The organism is Pseudoalteromonas sp. KJ63-1 (assembly GCF_055808145.1).
Map to the genome: position 1 here is coordinate 2799145 of NZ_CM147855.1, position 20901 is coordinate 2820045.

The 20901-nt window shown below is 40.4% G+C and carries 16 protein-coding genes; 12 read left to right on the forward strand and 4 right to left on the reverse strand.

The annotated features are described in order from the left end of the window. The first annotated feature begins 54 nt into the window (after positions 1–54). From lptD to AC0L7Q_RS13435, 7 genes are all read left to right on the forward strand, one after another. Positions 55–2301: an LPS assembly protein LptD gene (lptD, locus tag AC0L7Q_RS13405; protein WP_413400799.1), complete on the forward strand. Its 2247-nt coding sequence runs from the start codon at positions 55–57 to the stop codon at positions 2299–2301. Between the two features lie 96 nt (positions 2302–2397). Further along, on the forward strand, positions 2398–3693 hold the full coding sequence (gene surA, locus AC0L7Q_RS13410) for a peptidylprolyl isomerase SurA (RefSeq protein ID WP_413400800.1): 1296 nt from the start codon (positions 2398–2400) through the stop codon (positions 3691–3693). A 2-nt stretch (positions 3694–3695) separates the two neighbouring features. After that, positions 3696–4688 (forward strand): 4-hydroxythreonine-4-phosphate dehydrogenase PdxA, encoded by a 993-nt coding sequence (gene pdxA, locus AC0L7Q_RS13415; protein ID WP_413400801.1) that lies wholly within the window; start codon positions 3696–3698, stop codon positions 4686–4688. Beyond that, positions 4685–5491 (forward strand): 16S rRNA (adenine(1518)-N(6)/adenine(1519)-N(6))-dimethyltransferase RsmA, encoded by an 807-nt coding sequence (gene rsmA / locus AC0L7Q_RS13420; RefSeq protein ID WP_413400802.1) that lies wholly within the window; start codon positions 4685–4687, stop codon positions 5489–5491. Before pdxA ends, rsmA begins: the two co-directional genes overlap by 4 nt. Next, positions 5475–5864 carry a Co2+/Mg2+ efflux protein ApaG gene (gene apaG / locus AC0L7Q_RS13425; RefSeq protein ID WP_041709470.1) on the forward strand — a complete coding sequence of 130 codons (390 nt, stop codon included), beginning with the start codon at positions 5475–5477 and terminating at the stop codon, positions 5862–5864. Before rsmA ends, apaG begins: the two co-directional genes overlap by 17 nt. Positions 5865–5880: 16 nt before the next feature. After that, positions 5881–6699, forward strand: coding sequence for a symmetrical bis(5'-nucleosyl)-tetraphosphatase (locus tag AC0L7Q_RS13430; protein ID WP_413400803.1), 819 nt, complete (start codon positions 5881–5883; stop codon positions 6697–6699). A gap of 308 nt (positions 6700–7007) precedes the next feature. Further along, positions 7008–9023: a methyl-accepting chemotaxis protein gene (locus AC0L7Q_RS13435; protein WP_413400804.1), complete on the forward strand. Its 2016-nt coding sequence runs from the start codon at positions 7008–7010 to the stop codon at positions 9021–9023. Positions 9024–9529: 506 nt separating this feature from the next. On the opposite strand, the gene rpmG is transcribed toward AC0L7Q_RS13435, so the two are convergent. The 3 genes from rpmG to radC form a co-directional block, all read right to left on the reverse strand. Further along, the gene (gene rpmG / locus AC0L7Q_RS13440; RefSeq protein ID WP_004587947.1) at positions 9530–9685 is read right to left on the reverse strand and encodes a 50S ribosomal protein L33; all 156 of its coding nucleotides are present in this window, start codon (positions 9683–9685) and stop codon (positions 9530–9532) included. Positions 9686–9696: 11 nt separating this feature from the next. Further along, a complete protein-coding gene (gene rpmB / locus AC0L7Q_RS13445; RefSeq protein WP_008464111.1) occupies positions 9697–9933 on the reverse strand; it encodes a 50S ribosomal protein L28 in 237 nt (78 codons plus the stop codon). A 274-nt stretch (positions 9934–10207) separates the two neighbouring features. Continuing rightward, the gene (gene radC / locus AC0L7Q_RS13450; RefSeq protein WP_178956588.1) at positions 10208–10882 is read right to left on the reverse strand and encodes a RadC family protein; all 675 of its coding nucleotides are present in this window, start codon (positions 10880–10882) and stop codon (positions 10208–10210) included. Positions 10883–11023: 141 nt separating this feature from the next. On the opposite strand from radC, the gene coaBC reads away from it, so the two are divergent. From coaBC to AC0L7Q_RS13470, 4 genes are all read left to right on the forward strand, one after another. Continuing rightward, a complete protein-coding gene (gene coaBC, locus AC0L7Q_RS13455) occupies positions 11024–12217 on the forward strand; it encodes a bifunctional phosphopantothenoylcysteine decarboxylase/phosphopantothenate--cysteine ligase CoaBC (protein WP_413400805.1) in 1194 nt (397 codons plus the stop codon). A 224-nt stretch (positions 12218–12441) separates the two neighbouring features. Further along, positions 12442–13029 carry a nucleoid occlusion factor SlmA gene (slmA, locus tag AC0L7Q_RS13460; RefSeq protein ID WP_008113236.1) on the forward strand — a complete coding sequence of 196 codons (588 nt, stop codon included), beginning with the start codon at positions 12442–12444 and terminating at the stop codon, positions 13027–13029. Between the two features lie 331 nt (positions 13030–13360). Further along, a complete protein-coding gene (locus tag AC0L7Q_RS13465) occupies positions 13361–16108 on the forward strand; it encodes a S9 family peptidase (RefSeq protein ID WP_413400806.1) in 2748 nt (915 codons plus the stop codon). Positions 16109–16265: 157 nt separating this feature from the next. Next, on the forward strand, positions 16266–17189 hold the full coding sequence (locus AC0L7Q_RS13470; protein ID WP_409423937.1) for a Fic family protein: 924 nt from the start codon (positions 16266–16268) through the stop codon (positions 17187–17189). A gap of 61 nt (positions 17190–17250) precedes the next feature. On the opposite strand, the gene AC0L7Q_RS13475 is transcribed toward AC0L7Q_RS13470, so the two are convergent. Further along, on the reverse strand, positions 17251–18435 hold the full coding sequence (locus tag AC0L7Q_RS13475; RefSeq protein WP_413400807.1) for a BaiN/RdsA family NAD(P)/FAD-dependent oxidoreductase: 1185 nt from the start codon (positions 18433–18435) through the stop codon (positions 17251–17253). Between the two features lie 297 nt (positions 18436–18732). On the opposite strand from AC0L7Q_RS13475, the gene AC0L7Q_RS13480 reads away from it, so the two are divergent. Next, complete coding sequence (locus AC0L7Q_RS13480; RefSeq protein WP_413400808.1) at positions 18733–20856, forward strand: S8 family peptidase; 2124 nt, start codon at positions 18733–18735, stop codon at positions 20854–20856. The last annotated feature ends 45 nt before the right edge of the window (positions 20857–20901 follow it).

Genomic DNA, 20901 nt, shown 5'->3' on the forward strand with positions numbered 1-20901 from the left:
TTTTCCTTTATTATGTATAGCTTGTAACTAATCACAGAGCATAAAGGTCGATAAATGAGCAAAACCTGGGGCATTTTGATGCTTAGCGTACTGAGCGCACCATCGCTTGCCGAAACTGAACTGACACACAACTTTTGTGGCACTTCAATGCAAACCAGAGCTTGGCAACCGCTAGCTGGCCTTGAGCTTGGAACGGTTGATATCAGCGCTGATGACGTTGAACTTTTAGGCACACAAAGCGCTGAATTTACTGGTAATGTTGATATTAACACCGTTAACATGAGTTTGTCCGCACAATCAGCACTGATTGATAAACAACGCGGCCTACTCAATGCCACAGGCCCTATTACCTACCGCGATTATGTAAGTAAGGTTCAAAGTGCGGGCTTAAACGCCGATTTAAACAACTCAGCATTTAGCTTATTAGGCGCACAATACAGCCTAACACAACAGCAAGGCAAAGGCGGTGCGGAAAAACTCACCATCGACAAGTCTGGCTTAATGCTGATGAATGCAAGCTTTACTGCTTGCCCGGGTAATACGCCAGTATGGGCGATTGAAGCTGACGAAATTAATTTATCGCGAGAAGAAGGCTGGGGTGAAACCTACAATGCGGTGCTACGTATTTTAGACACGCCAGTGCTCTATTTACCCTATTTTACTTTCCCACTTGATGAGCGCCGTAAATCAGGCTTATTAACACCCAGCTTTTCAAGTTCAGATCGCTATGGGTTAGAGACTATTACGCCTTATTATTGGAATATTGCTCCAAACTATGATGCAACCATTACGCCGCGTTATATGTCACGCAAGGGGCTACAGCTACAAACTGAATTTAGATACCTAACTCCAGAACATCAAGGTTTAGTAGCTGTCGAATACTTAAATAAAGATGACTCAGAGCCTGAGCTTGACGAGCGCTTTTTATTTCATTGGCAACAAAAAAGCTATATCGGCGAAGATTGGCGAGCCAGTATTGATATAACCAATGTCAGTGATGATAACTACCTCACTGATTTAAATTCAACTTATGCAAGTAAAACCGATACCCAGCTTTATCGAACCGGCTCACTGACTCATATGGGCGAGATGTGGCGTACCGATATAAAAATACAAAACTTTGAAGTGCTCGGTGACCACTTAGAGTCATATACGGCCTTACCTCAAGTTAGCTTTACACAAACTACGCCGTGGAAAATTGATTATTTCGATTTTACTGTTTCAGGGGAGCTAAGCCATTTTACTAATAGCTCAGCGGTGATTGACCAAGCAACTCGCGTGCATATAGAACCTAAAGCACGCTTTGATTACAAAGAATATGCTTGGTCATTTTTATCTGAAGTAAGCCTGCTACAAACTAACTATAAACAAGACGGTGATTTACAAGGCACTCAATTTAGCGATAATGTTTCGCGCACATTGCCAAAGGTACGCTTGTACTCTCAGCTTAACTTTGAGCGCGATACCTCAATTTTTATCGACGATGGTATTCAAACCCTAGAACCACAAATTCAGTATTTATATACACCAAATAAAGATCAGTCCGATATTGGCTTATACGATACCACTAAATTACAAGATGACTTTTTTGGCCTATTTAGGGATGCACGTTTTTCAAGTGTTGACCGTATTGCCGCCGCAAATCAGTTTACGCTTGGGGCAACCACTCGTTTATTTGATAAGAAAAATGAAGAAGTATTTAATTTCAGCGCAGGCCAAATATTTTATTTAAGTGATTCAGCCAAGCCCACAGAGCAAGGGCTTAACAGCGACAGTAACTACAATGCCTTGTTTGCAGCGCAAACCATGTTACATTGGCACCGCCGCTGGTATTTATCCGGTGGTATTCAGTACGATACGGATGGCAAGCAAATTATCCAGTCAAATGTCACCTTAGATTATAAAGGTGACAATAATCAGCTGGTTCAATTGAACCATCGCTATGCAAATGATGTCTCAGGAAATACAATCGAACAAGCGGGCTTATTTACAAGCATTCCTATCAGTGACGAATGGCAATTTATTGCAAGTTACCATCGTGACCTTGATAATAACCGCAGTATTGAAGTATTTAGTGGATTACAGTATGAATCGTGCTGTTGGGCGTTCCAAATTACTGGCCATCGCCAAATTGAAACTGATTTAAATCAGTCAATTGGGCAACCCCAAGCCACTTTTGATTCGAGCATTCGTTTGAATTTTGTATTAAAAGGGCTTGGTAGTAAAAGCCGTTATGATGCTCAAAAATTATTACAACAAGGTATTTTTGGTTATCGTAGGCCGTATTTTCTTAATGACTAAACTGCATTTTGTATAGTAAAAATCTACAAATAACTATATCAATCTAGCCGCATTTAGCATTACAACAGTACTATTAGTAAGAGTAGTAAAAAGAATATGAATTTAAAAAAATTATTAACATCAGCAGTTTTAACATTTGGCTTATGCCAAAGTGCATTCGCCGCTCCGGTTGAAATAGACAAAGTAATTGGTATTGTAAACCAAGGCGTTATTTTAAAAAGTGAAGTAGACACCATTGTTGATCGTGTTAAAAAACAAGCAGAAGAACAAGACCAACAACTGCCAAAAGACGAAACACTGCGTGTACAAGCAATTGAGCGCTTAGTTAATCAAACGCTAATGATGCAAATGGCTGAGCGTATGGGTTTACAGATTTCAGATAGTCAGCTTGACCAAACTCTCGCTAACATGGCAAAAGAGCAAGGCGGTACGATTGCTGACTTACGTCGTACCATTGAAGCCTCGGGTGAAAGCTTTCAAGCTTACCGTGAAGAAATTCGTAAAGAAATAACCACGCAACAAGTCACGCGTGCAAACGTAGACCGCCGTATATATGTAAGCGACCAAGAAATTGATAACTTACTGAAAATTATGGATAGCCAAGGCCAAAATGCCGAAGAATACGATATTGGTCATATTCTTATCGATATTCCAAGCGGTGCAAGTGCAGACGACGTCAGCTCTGCAAAAACACGCGCAGACAAAGTAATTGAACTACTGCAAGATGGCCAAGAATTTAAGCGTATTGCAATTTCTTCATCAAGTGGTTCAAAAGCGCTTGAGGGTGGTCAATTGGGGTGGATGGGTATTAACGAAATGCCATCTCTATTTGCAGAAGCGGTAAAAGGGCAAAAGAAAGATGCGATTATTGGCCCACTTCGCTCTGGTGCAGGTTTTCACATTATCAAGGTGCAAGACGTACGAGGTCGCCAAGTAGTAGAAACCACAGAAGTTAAATCTCGTCATATTCTCATTAAACCTTCGATTATTTTAAGCGAAGAAAAAGCCCGCACAATGTTAGCTGGCTTTATTAAGGATTTACGCGCTGGGAATGCTGACTTTGCAGAACTAGCTAAAGAGCACTCGCAAGATCCTGGCTCAGCACTTAAAGGCGGACAATACGACTGGACTGATCCAACTACCTACGTACCTGCGTTTAGAGATACATTGCTATCTCTTGATCAAAACGAAATCAGCGAACCATTTAGAACCCAGTATGGTTGGCATATTGTGCAGTTATTAGACACACGCGTTGCTGATAAAACCGAGCAAGCTAAACGTAATCGTGCACATGGCATGTTGTTTAATCGTAAATTTAAAGAAGAAAGCTTTAACTGGCAGCAAGAAATGCGCGAACAAGCCCATGTTGAAATTTTCCCAACAGACGAATAATTATGACCTTAAGAATTGCGGTAACCCCTGGTGAGCCTGCAGGCATTGGCCCTGACTTGCTATTAAAACTGGCACAACACAGCTGGGATACACAGCTAGTAGCGATTGCAGATGCACCGCTACTAAAGCAGCGGGCTAAACATTTAGGTTTAAAAATTAAATTGATTGAATTTGATGAAAGCGCCGAAGCTATGCCTACAGCTGCTGGCAGCTTGTACATAAAACAGATTGATTTAGCCGAGCCGGTTGAGCTAGGAGTGCTGAATGACGCAAACGGTCAATACGTATTAGACACACTACGTATTGCCAGTGAGAAAAATATGGACGGTACTTTTGATGCCGTTGTTACCGGCCCTGTTCATAAAGGTATTATTAACCAAGCCGGTATTTCTTTCAGTGGCCACACTGAGTACTTTGCTCAACAGTCGGGCACCGCTGATGTTGTTATGTTATTAGCTACCGAAGGTCTGCGAGTTGCATTAGTAACAACGCATATTCCGCTTGCTTATGTTGCGCGTGCTATTACCCAAGAGCGACTGGTTAAAGTGGCTAATATTCTTAATCATGACTTAAAAACTAAGTTTGGTATTGAGCAACCGCGTATTTTAGTCTGTGGCTTAAACCCGCACGCTGGTGAAGATGGCCATTTAGGCCGCGAAGAAATCGACACAATTACGCCTACACTTGACATGCTAAGAGCTGAGGGGATGAACTTAATCGGTCCTTTACCTGCAGATACATTATTTCAAGATAAATACCTAAATGAAGCCGATGCAGTGCTGGCTATGTATCACGATCAGGGATTACCTGTGCTAAAATACAAAGGATTTGGTAAGTCAGTGAATATAACCCTTGGCCTTCCATTTATCCGCACCTCAGTAGACCACGGTACTGCGCTTGATTTAGCTGGTACAGGCGATGCTGATGTTGGCAGTTTTGAATTAGCGATCCGCGAAGCAATTAAGCTCGCCCATGAAAAAGCACAGAATCAATGACCGATAAAGTACACTTAGGACACCGCGCCCGTAAACGTTTTGGCCAAAACTTTTTATTCGATGAATCAATCATTGATAAAATCGTCACCGCCATTGATCCCAAGCCGCAAGATAATTTAGTAGAAATTGGCCCAGGCCTTGGCGCTATTACTGAGCCTGTAGCCGATTTGAGTGGTCATTTAACGGTTGTTGAGCTAGATAAAGATTTAGCCCAACGTTTAATTGAGCACCCTTTTTTAGGGCCTAAATTAACCGTAAACCAAGGCGATGCAATGAAGTTTGACTTTGCAAGCCTAGTTAAAGATGACAACAAGCTAAAAGTGTTTGGTAACCTACCGTACAACATTTCTACTCCTTTGTTGTTTCATCTTTTTGAATTTGCCGATCATATTGAGCACATGCACTTTATGCTGCAAAAAGAAGTGGTAAAGCGCATGGTTGCAGGCCCAGGCAGTAAAACCTTTGGCCGCTTGAGTGTAATGACTCAATACTACTGTAATGCTATGCCTGTAGTAGAAGTACCACCAGAATGCTTTAAACCTGCGCCTAAAGTGGACTCTGCGGTTATTCGCTTAATCCCTAAAAAGGCAGAACAGCGCACAGCTAAAAGCGTTAAAATACTCAATACGGTTTGTTTAGAAGCGTTTAATCAACGTCGTAAAACACTGCGCAACAGCCTAGGCAACCTTTTAACCGCTGAAGAGTTAACCAGCATTGGCATTGATATTACCTTGCGTGCTGAGAGCCTGTCGTTACAACAATTTATTGATATAGCTAACTGGATTTATGACAACAAGCAGTAATATGGGATCACCTGTAAAGGTATCTGTAGAAACATTTTATGTAGAAGAGCAATCTCAACCTGAACTCGATAAATTTGTGTTTGCTTACTCCGTTACTATAAAAAACCACAGTTTATGTAGTGCAAAACTACTCAGTCGCTATTGGTTAATTACCGATGCCAATGGCAAAGAAGTAGAAGTGCAAGGTGAAGGTGTGGTAGGTGAAACCCCAGATATAGCCCCAGGCGAAAGTTACAAATACACCAGTGGTGCAATATTAGATACTCCGGTAGGCACCATGCAAGGGCATTACACTTTACGAAACGAATTTGGTGCTGAGTTTGAAGCCCCCATAAATGTGTTCCGTTTAGCTTGCCCTAATATCTTACACTGAGTAAGAACAGCGTCTAATGGCCGACTACGCAATAGGTGATTTACAAGGCTGCTTTGACGAATTTAGTTTATTGTTAAAGCAAGTCGACTTTAATCCTAGCAAAGATCATCTCTACCTAGTAGGTGATATTGTTGCTCGCGGCCCAGACTCCAAAGCATGTCTTGATTACATATATCAGCACCAAGACAGCGTTAGCGTCACATTAGGCAATCATGACTTACATATGATTGCCTGTTATTTAAATAATGTTGCACCCAACCCTAAAGACAAACTAACGACACTGTTCAACAGCAGTAAACTCCCACATTACATCGCGTTTTTGCAAACTCAGCCTTTAGCTCTTTACTTAGATAAATATGATTGCTTTATTTCACACGCGGGGCTAAACCCTGATTGGTCGTGCGTGCAAGCCATTGAGCACGCCCAATTCGCACAGCAATGCTATGGTGCTGACAACGCTCAATACTTCTTAAAAAACATGTATCAGCCTCACCCACTAACATGGAGTGAGCAACTCGATGACGCTGCTAAGTTTCGTTATATTGTTAATTATTTCACCCGTATGCGCTTTATTACACCCGATAACTTGCTTGATTTTAGTGCAAAAGAAGCAACAGCAAATAGCCATTCATTGATTCCTTGGTTTTCTCATCCTAAAATTGTTAACGCTCAACATGACCTTGTTTTTGGTCATTGGGCTGCACTTGAAGGTCAAACTCCCTACAAACACCTGTACGCTCTAGATACAGGTTGCGTCTGGGGCGGCTCAATGACCTTAATAAATTTACAGAGCAAACAAAAACTTTCAAAAAAATCACAACTTTTGTCTAAATAAACTGAAAAAAGTTAATACATCTGTTAAGTTTAAGAGTGCATGTTAAATTGCATAATTACAAACCATTCACAACTAAGTGTAAAAAATAGCAACACTCTCTAATCTAATTAAAGATGAGGAAAATTGCTTTGTATTATTTTACATCCATAATCGAATAGTTGAATTATGTATGCTTAGTGTGTGATGAAGTTTCACGGTAAATTTAGCAACTAACTATTAACAGTAAAAATTAATTATTTTTAATTACTTAACTTATTGTTGAAAGCGCCGATAAGTTTTAATAGACGTATTTTTGAATGGAAAACCATATGAATCTAACAGTGAGTCAACGTATTTGGGGTGGTTTTATATTTATCACTTTATTACTTTTAATTATTGGCGGTAACTCTTTAATAAAAATAGCACATATAGATCACTCAACTCAAAAGGTTAATCTGCTATCGCTTCCGGCATTAAACAAGAGCGCTCAATTACAAGCTGAATTTATTTTGATGAGTAAAGCTGCTCAAACTAGCTTTCACACTTCATCGGCTCAAGAGCTAGCGCCAATAAAAACACAAATAGAAGAACAAAAACAGTTATTTGATAAGTTACATCGCGAGCTACAACAAGTAGTAAAAGATGATCCACAACTAAATAAGAGCAGCCTTGACGTTGAAAAGACCTACTTAAGTTTTTTAAGCATTATAGAGAGCCTACTCAAAGACAAAAACACTCAGTTAGTGCTTAATAAAAAGCTTAAAGCTCAATTAGAAACCGTTGAGCTTGCGGCAGAAGATGCCAACTCTATGGTTCTTGATATTATTGATATCGATGGTTTAGAAGACAACTACCCTCGTGCTTATCAAGCAGCTAATAACCTTGAAAATAACTTTATGTCTGTGGTTACCAGTAGCACCGATATGCTAACTGTTAAAACACTTAATACGCTCGATATTATTAAAAATGAACAAGAATATTACTTTGAAGAAGTCGTTCGTACTGTTTCATTAATACAACCTGCAATAGAGCAAAGCCATAGCGGCTTGTTTAACGACCTAAAAGGTTATGTAGATACACTTGAGAGTAATATTTTAGGTAACGATAGCCTTTCAGCGAATAAAAAACGCCTTATTGATGCAATCAGCACAACTGAACGTGAATTAGAAGAGTCTGAAAAAGCGACTAAAACAGCACTCAGTCAAATTGACGAATTAGTATTACAAGCCAGCGGCATTGCATTTACTTTGCAAGAAGGCGTGCGTAGTGATGTAAACTCAGCTAACTTATGGACTTGGATAGGCATGATCATTGCGACTATTATCGCTGTGCTTGTGGCCATTGTTACAGTTAACCGTATTACTAAGCCATTAGCAGAAGTTAACCGCATTTTAGATATTGTTGCCAGTGGTGATATGACTCAACGCTTGGATGACAGCGCAAAAGATGAATTTGGTGAATTGTCGAAAAGTTGTAACACCTTAATTGACAGCTTACGTAGCTTAATTACCGGTATAATTTCGCGTTCAACACAGCTTGCTGCTGCTTCTGAGCAAACCTCAACAATTACCGGTGAGTCGAGCAAAGCGATTAGTAATCAACAAGCGCAAGTAGAGCAAGCGGCAACCGCAACCACTGAAATGAGCAGTACTTCTCAAACAGTGAGCAACAGTGCTCAACAAGCACTGGGCGAAATAAAAAATGCCGATAAAGAAGCTGAACGCGTTAAAGGTATTTCAAATCAAAATAAAGCAACCATTGAACAACTCGCTTACGAAGTTGATGAAGCATCAAGTGTTATTAATAAGCTACATAAAGATAGCGCCTCAATTGGTAGTATTTTAGACGTTATTCGTGGTATCGCTGAGCAAACTAACTTACTTGCACTTAATGCGGCCATTGAGGCAGCGCGTGCCGGCGAGCAAGGCAGAGGCTTCGCCGTGGTAGCTGATGAAGTAAGATCGCTTGCAAGTAAAACTCAAGAGTCGACCCAAGAGATTCAATCTATGATTGAATCACTACAGTTAGGCGCTGAAGAAGCAGTTAAAGCCATGGAAAAAGGTAAAGAACGCGCTGTTTCTTGTGTTGAGCAAAGTGATTTAGCTAATAGTGCACTGGATTCAATTACTCTTGCGGTATCGCAAGCGCACAATGTCAGTGAAGAGATATCAACGGCAGCACAAGAACAACAACAAGTATCACAAGAGATTAGTGAACGCTTAGAGTCTATTGTTGCTATCGCCGAACAAACAGCAGAAGGTGCTGTACAAACTAATATTTCAAGTTCAGAAGTGGCTAAGTTAGCCGAAGAACTAAGAATATCAGTAGAGAACTTTAAAGTATAAGTATCGCACTGTAAGTAGCCTTAGGGCTGCTTACAGTTCACTCCTAGTAAGTCATAGTAAAACACCCACTTCCTCATTAGGTATATTTACATACCCCCACAATCTTACTCTAAATACACAACACCCAACTGATTAGTCCGTAAAGTCATTTAATACTATTTATATTTTCTTTGGTTATACCCATTCGCTTAATTAAGTGGTCTATTTTGAGGCTGGAAAAACGCGTTGATAGCTAGGCAAAAAATTTGCTATTTGGTTGTTCTAAATGAGAATTTTTTAACACAGGTAGCGACACGTTTAGCCCCGTAAAATGATTAAGTATTATTGCGGATTAGTATTACAAACAACGGAGCCGCTATTAAAACAATAGGCCATGGCGCTTAGCATAAATTTTTAATTAGATGGACACAATTACGGTAGGTATATTTTCGGTGGTAACAGAGTGGATTTTAAAAACAAAAAACCCAGCATAAGCTGGGTTTTTACATTTCTGAAAGAAAACTAAATTACTTGATTTTAGCTTCTTTGAAAATCACATGTTTACGAGCCTTAGGATCGAACTTTTTGATTTCCATTTTTTCAGGCATGTTACGCTTGTTCTTGTCGGTAGTGTAGAAAAAACCAGTACCAGCAGTTGAAACTAAACGGATCTTATCGCGCATAATTCAGTTCCTTAAACTTTTTCGCCACGAGCACGGATTTCTGTAAGAACCGTGTCAATGCCTTTTTTATCGATAATACGCATACCTTTAGTAGTAGTGCGTAATGTTACAAAACGTTTTTCACTTTCAACCCAAAAACGGTGTGTTTGTAGGTTAGGTAGGAAACGACGTTTAGTCGCGTTTCTCGCGTGTGAACGGTGGTTACCAACCGCTGGACGCTTACCTGTAACTTGACATACTTTAGACATGTCTATATATCTCCAATAACTTCGCTCGAGCTTAATTTTTCCCTAAGGCCATGTATTTGTGCCCTAGAGATAAATCGAAGGGCGCTCTTTATACAGCTTTTACAGGCAAAGATCAAATACTGATCTTATCCAACCAGCTCATGTGTAAATTTTATAGCGGCTAATTATAAAGATCGAATGCCCTTAGGGAAAGTAAAAACTGCATTTAAATTAAACTAATTTGCCAAAACACACTAAACCGCTCATTTTTAGCACATATCTGCGAGCAATAAACTTAAATAAGTCCCCGTTCGGCAAACGAAACACAGTTTTCACCACCAATAATAATATGATCCAATACATTTATGTCGACTAATTGCAGCGCTTGGCACAATTTATTGGTAATTAGTTTATCGGCCTGACTTGGTTCTGCAATACCGCTGGGATGATTATGTGAAAAAATAACCGCTGCCGCATTATTTTTCAAAGCCGCTTTGACAACTTCACGTGGATATACACTGGCTGCGTTAATCGTACCATAAAATAAGATTTCATCTTTCAATAAACGATTTTGACTATCAAGATACAACACCATAAACACCTCCTGCTGCAACCCTCGCATTTGCAGGGTTAAATAGTCGTAAACAGCTTGAGGGGAATTAAAAACGGCATCGCGAACAAAGCCTTCTTGCATATAACGCTGACTTAGCTCAAGTACTGCTTGTAACTGTACATATTTAGCTGTACCCAGCCCTTTTTGCGCACAAAACTCATCTATGCTGGCATTAAACAAATTATGCAGGGTTTTATTTTCATTGATCAGATGTTGTGCCAGCTCTATTGCATTCATACCGGGTAAACCCGTACGTAAAAATATAGCCAATAGTTCAGCATCAGAGAGTGCCTTTGCGCCTTTTGCTAGCAGCTTTTCTCGCGGTCTGAGTGAATTAGGCAGAGAGGTTAATTGCATCGTTCATCCTTGAAAGCGGTCAGTATCATATAACTGTAATGCAAAATTAAAAATTAGCGCGATAAAACGCATTTTATCTTAGCTGTCACGCTCAAGATTTGTTATTTTAGCCAGCATATTTTATAAAATTGATGAACAACCATGATTAATTTAACAAATAAAAAAATAGTGCTGGGTATTAGCGGTGGAATTGCAGCCTATAAATGTGCCGAACTAGTAAGACGTTTAAAAGACCATGGTTGTGACGTTAAAGTTGTAATGACTGAATCAGCAAAGCATTTTATTACCCCGCTAACGATGCAAGCTGTCAGTGGTGAAATAGTCTCTGACTCATTACTCGACCCATCAGCAGAAGCTGCAATGGGACATATTGAATTTGCCAAATGGGCTGATTTAATTTTAGTTGCTCCTGCCACCAGCAATATTATTGCAAAAATGGCTGCAGGCATTGCTGATGACCTACTTACTACGTTATTACTTGCAACCCCTGCAAAAGTGGCTGTAGCACCGGCTATGAATCAACAAATGTACGCGCACCCCGCCACGCAATCTAACATAGCCACTTTAAAGGCTCGTGGCGTTGCAGTTTGGGGGCCAGGCAAAGGTGAGCAAGCCTGTGGTGATGTAGGTGCAGGGCGAATGCTTGAACCGCATGAATTAGTGAGTTTATGCACTGAACCTGCGCAACCACAATTATTAGCAGGTAAAACCATTACTATTACCGCAGGCCCAACCCGAGAACCTCTCGATCCGGTGCGTTTTATATCAAACCACAGCTCAGGAAAAATGGGTTATGCACTAGCACAAGCTGCTTTATCATTTGGCGCGCAAGTTAACTTAATTTCAGGCCCAGTGACCATTACCGCGCCGCAAGGCGTTAATTTAATTAATATAGAAAGTGCTGAGCAGCTACTGCAAGAATCTCTCAGTTACGCCCATCAATCAGACGCCTTTATTGGCTGCGCTGCTGTAGCCGATTACCGCGCAGCGAATATCGCCACGCAAAAAATGAAAAAACAAGGCGATGAACTCACTCTTAGCTTAGTTAAGAACCCAGACGTTATAGCAGCGGTAGCAAACCTTACACAAAGCCGCCCTTACACTGTCGGCTTTGCAGCAGAAACGCAAAATGTTGCTAACTACGCTAAAGGGAAACTAACCAATAAAAACCTCGATATGATTTGTGCTAACGACGTATCGCAAAGTGATTTGGGCTTTAATTCAGAGCGTAACGCACTCACACTTTATTGGCAAAATGAACAACTCGATTTACCTGAGGCCAGCAAAACAGAAATAGCCATCAAAGTGATCGAACAGCTTGCCAAACGATTATAAAAAGGCTGGAAACAAACTGAATAAAACATTAACATGATGACGCCTTGTGACCTTTTAGTGTAATTATACTTCGCTAATATAGTTTAATGCTTGCGCAGTACCAGAGCTTCACGTAATACGTGAAAATACCGCCTTACTGGTTATTGCCCGCAGCAGCACTAGGCCGGTAGCTGTGTTATCGCACATTGATGTAGAAAAAAATAACTATTAAAAAAGGAATGTTCATGCCTGCGACAAAAAAAAGTAATCGCAAAGAGCAAATACTGCAAGCACTCGCACAAATGTTAGAAACCAGCCCAGGCCAGCGTATTACAACTGCCAAACTTGCCGCAGAAGTTGGCGTTTCTGAAGCCGCTCTTTATCGTCATTTTCCGAGCAAAGCGCGGATGTTTGAAGGATTAATTGAGTTTATTGAAGATACCCTGCTATCACGTATTAATCTTATTTTAGATAACGAAAAAGAAAGCAAAGCACGCGTATACAATACCTTATTACTGTTGCTAACGTTTGCTGAGAAAAACCCTGGCATTACTCGTATATTAACAGGCGACGCTCTACAAGGAGAACAAGAGCGACTTCGTGAGCGTGTACAGGGCTTATTTGAAAAACTAGAAACCCAATTTAAACAAATTCTTAGAGAGCGTAAGCTACGTGAAGGTAAAAACTTCCAAAGCGATGAGTTAACCCTAGCTAACTTTTTGCTTGCCTACGTTGAAGGAAAAATGAATCAGTTTGTGCGCAGTAATTTTAGTGCTCGCCCAAGTGAGCAATTTGAAAAACAATGGCCAGAACTTCAAAAAATTTGGTTATAAGGTTTTAGGTTTTAGGTAATCTTGCCAGCAAGGTTATTAAATTATTCTCCTATCATCAATTCCACATAAACTCTGTGTTCTTTTTATAAATTATATTTAAAAATTAATTTGAACACAGAGCAAAAAGTAAAAAATTGAAAACCACAATTAAACTTTTACTTCCCTAACTTTTTACCGATGCCAAACACCTCGCATCCCGAGGCCCGAAAATTTAACCTTTTACCATTCATTTTTCCCCTCTCATCTCTGCCTTGCTACCGCTTATCGTATCTACTCGAATTGTTATTAAAACTCGTTACAATAAAATAATGTTAAAAAACGAGAATCTATAATGAAAACACAACTCACTCTTATAGGCTGTGCACTTATTACCAGCTTAACGAGCGCCAGTGCCTTAGCAAATAAGCCATTAGAATTTAAAGATGTATTTGATTTTAAATCTGCAAAAGGCACACAGCTTTCTGAAAATGGTCAAATCCTCTCTTTAAGTGCAACTCCTTATCGTGGCAATGCCACTGGGCAAGTCTACTCGCTAAATAACAACAAGCTTATTGCTGAGGTAGAGCGAGGCACTCGCCCTACAATTAACAAAATGGCGAACTGGGTCGTATTCACCCAAGTGCCTACCCTACTTGAAAAAGAGACCACTAAGAAAAAAAGTGATTTAAAAAACAATCTAGTATTAGTGAATACCCAAACCGGTGAGCAACAACGCTTTAATGACGTAAAAGATTACGTACTCGCTAATAACGGGAAGTGGCTTGCCTATCGTAAAAATGAGAGCACCGACGCGGATGATAAAAACGCCGGTAATGATAGCGCTATCACAGCTGATAAAAAAGATAAAAGCTACCCGCTGGTTGTCGTCAACTTAAGCGATAAACGCACCCACACTCTTGAAAGTGCCTTCACCTATGATATTAGCGCCACCAGCGATCAATTATTAGTGAGCCAAAGCTATGTGGATGGTAATAATAATCAAATTACTTTATTTTCACTCAATGATTTTTCCAGCACAGCATTAATTGACGAGCCAGGTGTGGTTGCCAACGAAATAGCTTGGCATCCTATCAATAAGAGTGTTGCATTTACTTTAGGTAACTATGTAAACGATGATAAGCGTCGCCGCCAATACGAATTAACGCTTTGGCAAAACGAGACGCTTACCACTGTGCAGTCACCTAACCCAGAATGGTTAATGGGTAAAACTGCGACATTAACGTGGGCAGAAGATGGTACACGCCTATACTTTGAAAACCGCCCAAAACTTGCTGCAAAAGTTAAGCAAAAAGAATATACCGATGAGTCGTCACTGTATAACTTTGAAGTTATTCGCGACCAAAAAGGGTTAAATGTATGGCACAACAACGATGCGCAAATTAAACCTCGCGAAGAGCAGCAATGGAATAAAAACAATAAAAATCGACATTACACGGCGGTATACCATGTAAACTCGCAACAAGTTGTACAGTTAAGCACACCAAATATACCAGAGCTGGCACTTAATACTGAACGCGCGGATTCATTATTAGGCTACTCAAATCTAGCCCATCTTGAAAAAATAATGTATGGCGGCTTTTTTGCTGACTACTACGCGGTTGATATAAAAACGGGTAAACAAACACCTATTATTAACGACTATCCATTTAGACCTAGCCTCGCGCCTAATGGTCAGTTTGCTGCTTACTTTGATAATAACCAAGTACAGCTTAAAAACTTAGGCAATAACAAAGTGAGCGTACTCAGCAAAGCAATTAACGCCACCTTTGCCGATGACAAACACGATTACCCATCTAAGCAGCCTGGCTATGGCTTTGCTGGCTGGCTTAACGATAGCAGCGAAGTACTGGTTTATAGCAAATACGATATTTGGTCGTTTAATGTAAATACCAAGCAAGCCAAACGCTTAACTGATGGTAAGAAAAGTAACACTCAGTACAGAGTGATCAAGCTTGATAAAAAACAAGTAGGCTTTAACAGCAATGATACTCTTTTGCTCTCTGCAATTAACTTACAAAGTAAGCAAAGTGAGGTGGCTAAACTTAATTTAACAACACTTAACGTTACTAAAGTACTTACAGGTAATAAACGTTTTGATGTAATTAAAAAAGCCAAACATGCCGATAAATACTTATTTACAGAGCAAACGTATCAGCAATTCCCTGATATTTATCAAACAGACTTTAGCTTCAAACAAGCACAACAAGTCACTAACCTTAATCCTCAGGTAACTAATTTTGCTTGGGGAGAAAAGCCTGAACTTATTAGTTATAAAGGCTTTGATGGCGAAGATTTACAAGGGGTATTAATCAAACCTGCCGGCTATAAAGAAGGCGATAAAGTACCGGTTGTGGTGTACTTTTACCGCTATATGAGCCAGCGTATGTACGACTTTCCTAAAATGGAATTAAATCATCGTCCTAACTTCCCAATGTTTACATCAAATGGCTACGCCATCTTTTTACCTGATATTCGCTTTGAAATAGGTCACCCAGGTAAGTCTTCAACTCAAACCATGATCAACGCCACCCAAAAGCTGATTGATTTAGGCATTGCCGATGCTAATAAAATAGGGCTACAAGGTCACTCTTGGGCAGGTTATCAAAGCGCGTTTATGATCACCGAAACTGATATGTTTAAAGCTGTGGTGTCGGGTGCGCCTGTGTCTAACATGACCAGTGCCTACAGTGGCATTCGCTTAAAGTCAGGGCTTGCCCGCCAATTTCAATATGAAACAGGGCAAAGTCGCATTGGTAAAAACTTATTTGAAGCCCCTGAGCTTTATATTGAGAACTCGCCAGTCTTTTTTGCGGATAAAGTAAATACCCCGATTCTGATTATGTTTGGTGATAAAGATGATGCTGTGCCATGGCATGAAGGCGTGCAATATTACTTAGCACTGCGCCGTGCGGGTAAAGATGCTACATTTTTACAATATGAAGGTGAACCGCACCACTTAAAGCAATTCCCTAATCAGGTAGATTTCTCAGTACGTATGATGCAGTACTTTGATCATTACTTAAAAGGCAAGCCAGCCGCTAAGTGGATGAACGAAGGTGAAGCGTTTATCGAAGAGTAACTAATAAACCGGCTCTATTTGGCGTCGGTTTAACATTTAAAACCAGCAATTAAGGACTATATAAAGCTTTAAATAAATACTAAATCACTATTAAAACTGACTTTTATGCCTAGTTCGCGTATTCTAACCCCCTGATTTAAATAACCTCTATAACGAAATGAGCAACGCCACTCCCCCATTTTCGATTTCAGCCAGCATGACCCACAGCATTGTGGGTATTAGTGAAGCTTTAGGTAAAATCAGTGCCTTATATTCGCCAGCAACTATTGAGCACTATAAGCAACAAAAACCCACCTCTATACAAATGAAAAACTCTGAGTTTCAATTCACAGCATCTGACCTATCAAGCCCAGATAGCTTATTAGATCTGCATCGCAGCTTAATGAAAAATAAGACTGAAAAGTCAGGCTGTTATAGGGAGCAAAGTCTAGCTTTAAAAAATGGCTTACAAATGGCACCACAGGCAATGCGAGTGCCACAAATGGTAGAAGAGCTATTTGCGTGGTTTAATACAACCAACCATCACCCTCTAATCAGTAGCGCAGTATGTCATTATGAATTGCAGTTTATCCAACCTGTTTCACTGGGTAATACTGAATTAGCCTGTACTTGGCAAACCCAACAATTATCGCAGTGGCATACGCTATTTTCATTGCTAAACATTCATAACCTAATCGCGACAACACGCCAACAATACGTTGAAAGCATTAACCTAAGTACCAAAATCGGTGACTCATCCGTGTTTATTGAGTACATGTTAGAGACATTACTTTCAGCATTAAACGTTTTAAAAAGTGATTTAAAATCAATAACAAAAAACCAAACCCCACAACTTACCCCTCAAGTTGAAGAGGCTTTAGATATAAATCTGCAAGCCCCCCAAGTCATCGCTTTAATCAATGTATTTAACCAAAGCGAAATGCCGTTAAACCGACAAGAGCTACAAAATCAGCTAGGGTTAAAAGATAGAAAACATTTTAGAGAGCGCTACTTAAAGCCTGCAATTGATGCAGGCATAATCGAAATGACGATTCCCGAAAAGCCAAATAGTAAGATGCAGCAATACCGACTTAAAAATTAGAAATAAAAATGCCACTTAAAAGCTTAAGTGGCAGGTTTAATAAGCCGCGCTGAGCGATTTTTTATGCGTATTGCCCAGCGGCAAATCCACAGCTCCACGCGTATTGGAAATTATAGCCTCCTAGCCAACCCGTTACATCGGTCACTTCACCAATAAAGTATAAACCTTTGGCTTTTTTAGCCTCAAATGTTTTTGAGCTTAGCTCATCGGTATCTACACCACCTAAAGTCACTTCTGCGGTTCTGTAACCTTCGGTACCATTTGGCTTAATTTGCCAAGCATGAATATAATCCGCGAGTGCATCTATTTGGCCATGCGTTAGCTGGTTAATATTGCAATCAGGAATAGCTTTACTGTCATAGAGTATTTCAACAAAACGCTTAGGTAAGATAGTAGCAAGGCTATTTTTTAACGATTTTTGCGCTTGCGTTTCTCGCCAATCGGCTAGCTGTTGCTTTAAATCTAGTTCAGGTAATAAATTGATCGTCACCGCCTGACCTGCTCGCCAAAATGAGCTTATTTGTAATATGGCAGGCCCGGATAAGCCGCGGTGAGTAAATAAAATATTCTCTTTAAATACAGTGCCATCTTCGCTTGCAACTTCACACGGGATACTAATGCCAGAAAGCCCTTCAAAACGCTCTTTATCGTGCTGATGTAAGGTAAAGGGAACTAGAGCGGCCATCGTCGGCAATACCTTTAAACCAAATTGCTCTGCAATTTTATAACCTATTGGCGTCGCGCCAAGTTTAGGCATAGTTAAACCGCCAGATGCGACAACTAACGACTCACAGGTCAGTGTTTCTTGCTCAGTTGTGACACTGTAACCTGTTGCTGTTTTAGCTACATTTAACACTTCGCTGCGTAGTTTAATTGTAACACCCGCCCACTCACACTCTGTTAGTAAAATATCAACAATGTCTTGTGCGCTATTGTCACAGAATAATTGTCCCAATGTTTTATGGTGATACGCCAAACCATGTCGGTCTACAAGCTCTACAAAGTCATGCTGGGTATAACGACTTAAGCACGACTTTACAAAATGGGGATTAGTGCATAAATAGTTATTAGGGCTCGCATTTTCGTTAGTAAAGTTACAACGCCCGCCGCCACTAATTAAAATTTTACGTCCTGGCTTTTTACCCATATCAAGCACTGTAACACTTCGGCCGCGATATCCTGCTTGTGCTGCACACATTAAACCTGCAGCTCCGGCACCGATCACTATCACATCAAGGTGAGTCATTTGGTCATCTCTTAAAAACTTTGATGAATTATAACAAAGTTTCGGTAACAACAAGATAGCTGTTATATTATTTTCAATTTCTCAACAAAGATTAAATAATGATAAACAAACCTAATACATTAAGACCAAAAAAAGTATAAAAGCAAATACAAAACAACTGAAACAACACTGAACACGTGGTTATAACCAAATGAAATAGATACATACGTATTTAATATTTCAAAATCATTAACAGATCATTTACCTTTGTACCCGCTTTGTGGCTTTCCACAAATAATAATAAAACTAAGGGTAATTATGACTTCTAATAATTCATTTAAAAAATGCGCTGTTGCGCTAACAATAAGTACACTATTTGTAGCCAGCTCAAGCATGGCAAATCCAGCACAAGCAATCGCACCATCAATGGCTGAAACCTCAGTTAAAATGCAAAATCAAAGTGGGTTTGAAACTCAGTTCATTATCAAATATAAAAATAATAGCGATATGATGAGTACATCAACAGCTGACGCATCGCCTGCAATGATGAATAAAAAAGCACAAAACTTTGTAAAAAACTTCACGTCAAAAAAAGGTAAAGTTAAAGCGAAATATATCCGTGCAATGGCATTGAATGATCATCACGTAATGCGTGCCGACAAAAAGCTCAATGCTGAAGAAGCGCAACAGTTTATGCAAGAAGTAATTAATTCGGGTAATGTTGAATATATCGAAATCGATCAAATGCTAAAGCCATTTGCCACACCAAACGATCCTCGCTATGGCGACCAATGGCATTACTATGAGCAAGCGGGTGGTCTAAATCTACCTACGGCTTGGAATACTGCCACAGGCAGTGGTGCAGTTGTGGCTGTTCTAGATACTGGTTACCGCCCACATGTTGATTTAAACGCCAATATTTTACCTGGCTACGATATGATCTCTAATCTATCAGTCGCTAATGATGGTAATGGCCGTGATAACGATGCTCGCGATCCTGGTGATGCTGTCGCTACTGGTGAATGTGGTGATAATGGAGCACAAGGCTCTAGCTGGCATGGTACTCACGTAGCAGGTACAGTCGCTGCTGTAACTAATAATGGTGAAGGCGTTGCTGGTGTTGCTTACGACGCTAAAGTAGTGCCAGTCCGTGTATTAGGTAAATGTGGCGGCTTGACCTCAGATATTGCTGACGGCATTATTTGGGCTTCAGGCGGAAACGTATCAGGTACATCGACAAACCCAAACCCTGCAGATGTTATAAACATGAGTTTAGGTGGTGCAGGTACATGTAGCTCAACGACTCAAAATGCGATTAATACTGCACGTAACAACGGCTCTGTTGTTGTAATAGCTGCAGGCAACGATAACGATAATTCTGCAAACTACAATCCGGGTAACTGTAATGGAGTTGTTAATGTTGCATCAGTTGGTCGTAACGGTGGCCGCGCATATTACTCAAATTATGGTAGCAATATTGATGTAGCAGCACCGGGGGGCGCACAAAATTTCGCCAATGATTCTGAAGGTGTTTTATCTACTTACAACTCAGGCTCAACAACACCATCAAGCGACAGCTATGGTTTTTCGCAAGGTACATCAATGGCCGCCCCTCATGTTGCGGGTGTTGCAGCATTAATCAAACAAGCAAAACCAAACGCGACACCTGATGAAATAGAAAATATTTTAAAAACAACAACTCGTGCATTCCCAGCAACTTGTACTAGCTGTGGCACAGGCATTGTTGATGCTGCCGCTGCTGTTGCAGCCGCCTCTGGTGGCACACCACCGCCAACATCAGGTGATAATGAGCTTATTGATGGGCAAGCTAAAACAGGCTTAAGCGGTGCGACAAGTACACAAAGCTTTTACACTATGACAGTCCCAAGCGGTGCTACTAATGTAACTTTCACAATGAGTGGTGGTACAGGTGATGCTGACTTGTATGTACGTGCTGGTAGTAAACCGACAACAAGCACTTATGATTGCCGTCCTTACAATGAAGGTAACAGTGAAGAGTGTTCTATCGATAACCCAACTTCAGGTACTTATCATATAATGCTAAACGGCTACTCAGCCTACACTGGCGTTAGTTTAGTCGGTAACATCACAGGCGGTTCAGACTCAGGCACACCACAAGCAGGTGGCGGTACAGTATCTGATGTTTCTGCAACAGCAGGTCAGTGGAAGCATTACACGCTAGAAGTTCCTGCTGGCATGGCTAACTTTACTGTAACAACATCAGGTGGCACTGGTGATGCAGACTTATTTGTAAAGTTTGGTAGTCAGCCAACCAGCTCAAGCTATGATTGCCGCCCATTTAAAACCGGTAACGCCGAAACATGTACATTTAGCAACCCTCAAGCAGGCACATGGCATTTAAGTGTTAATGCGTATCAAACCTTCTCAGGTTTAACGCTAAGTGGTCAATACCAGCCATAAACCACTTTCTCCTTAGATAAAAAAGCCGATACATATGTATCGGCT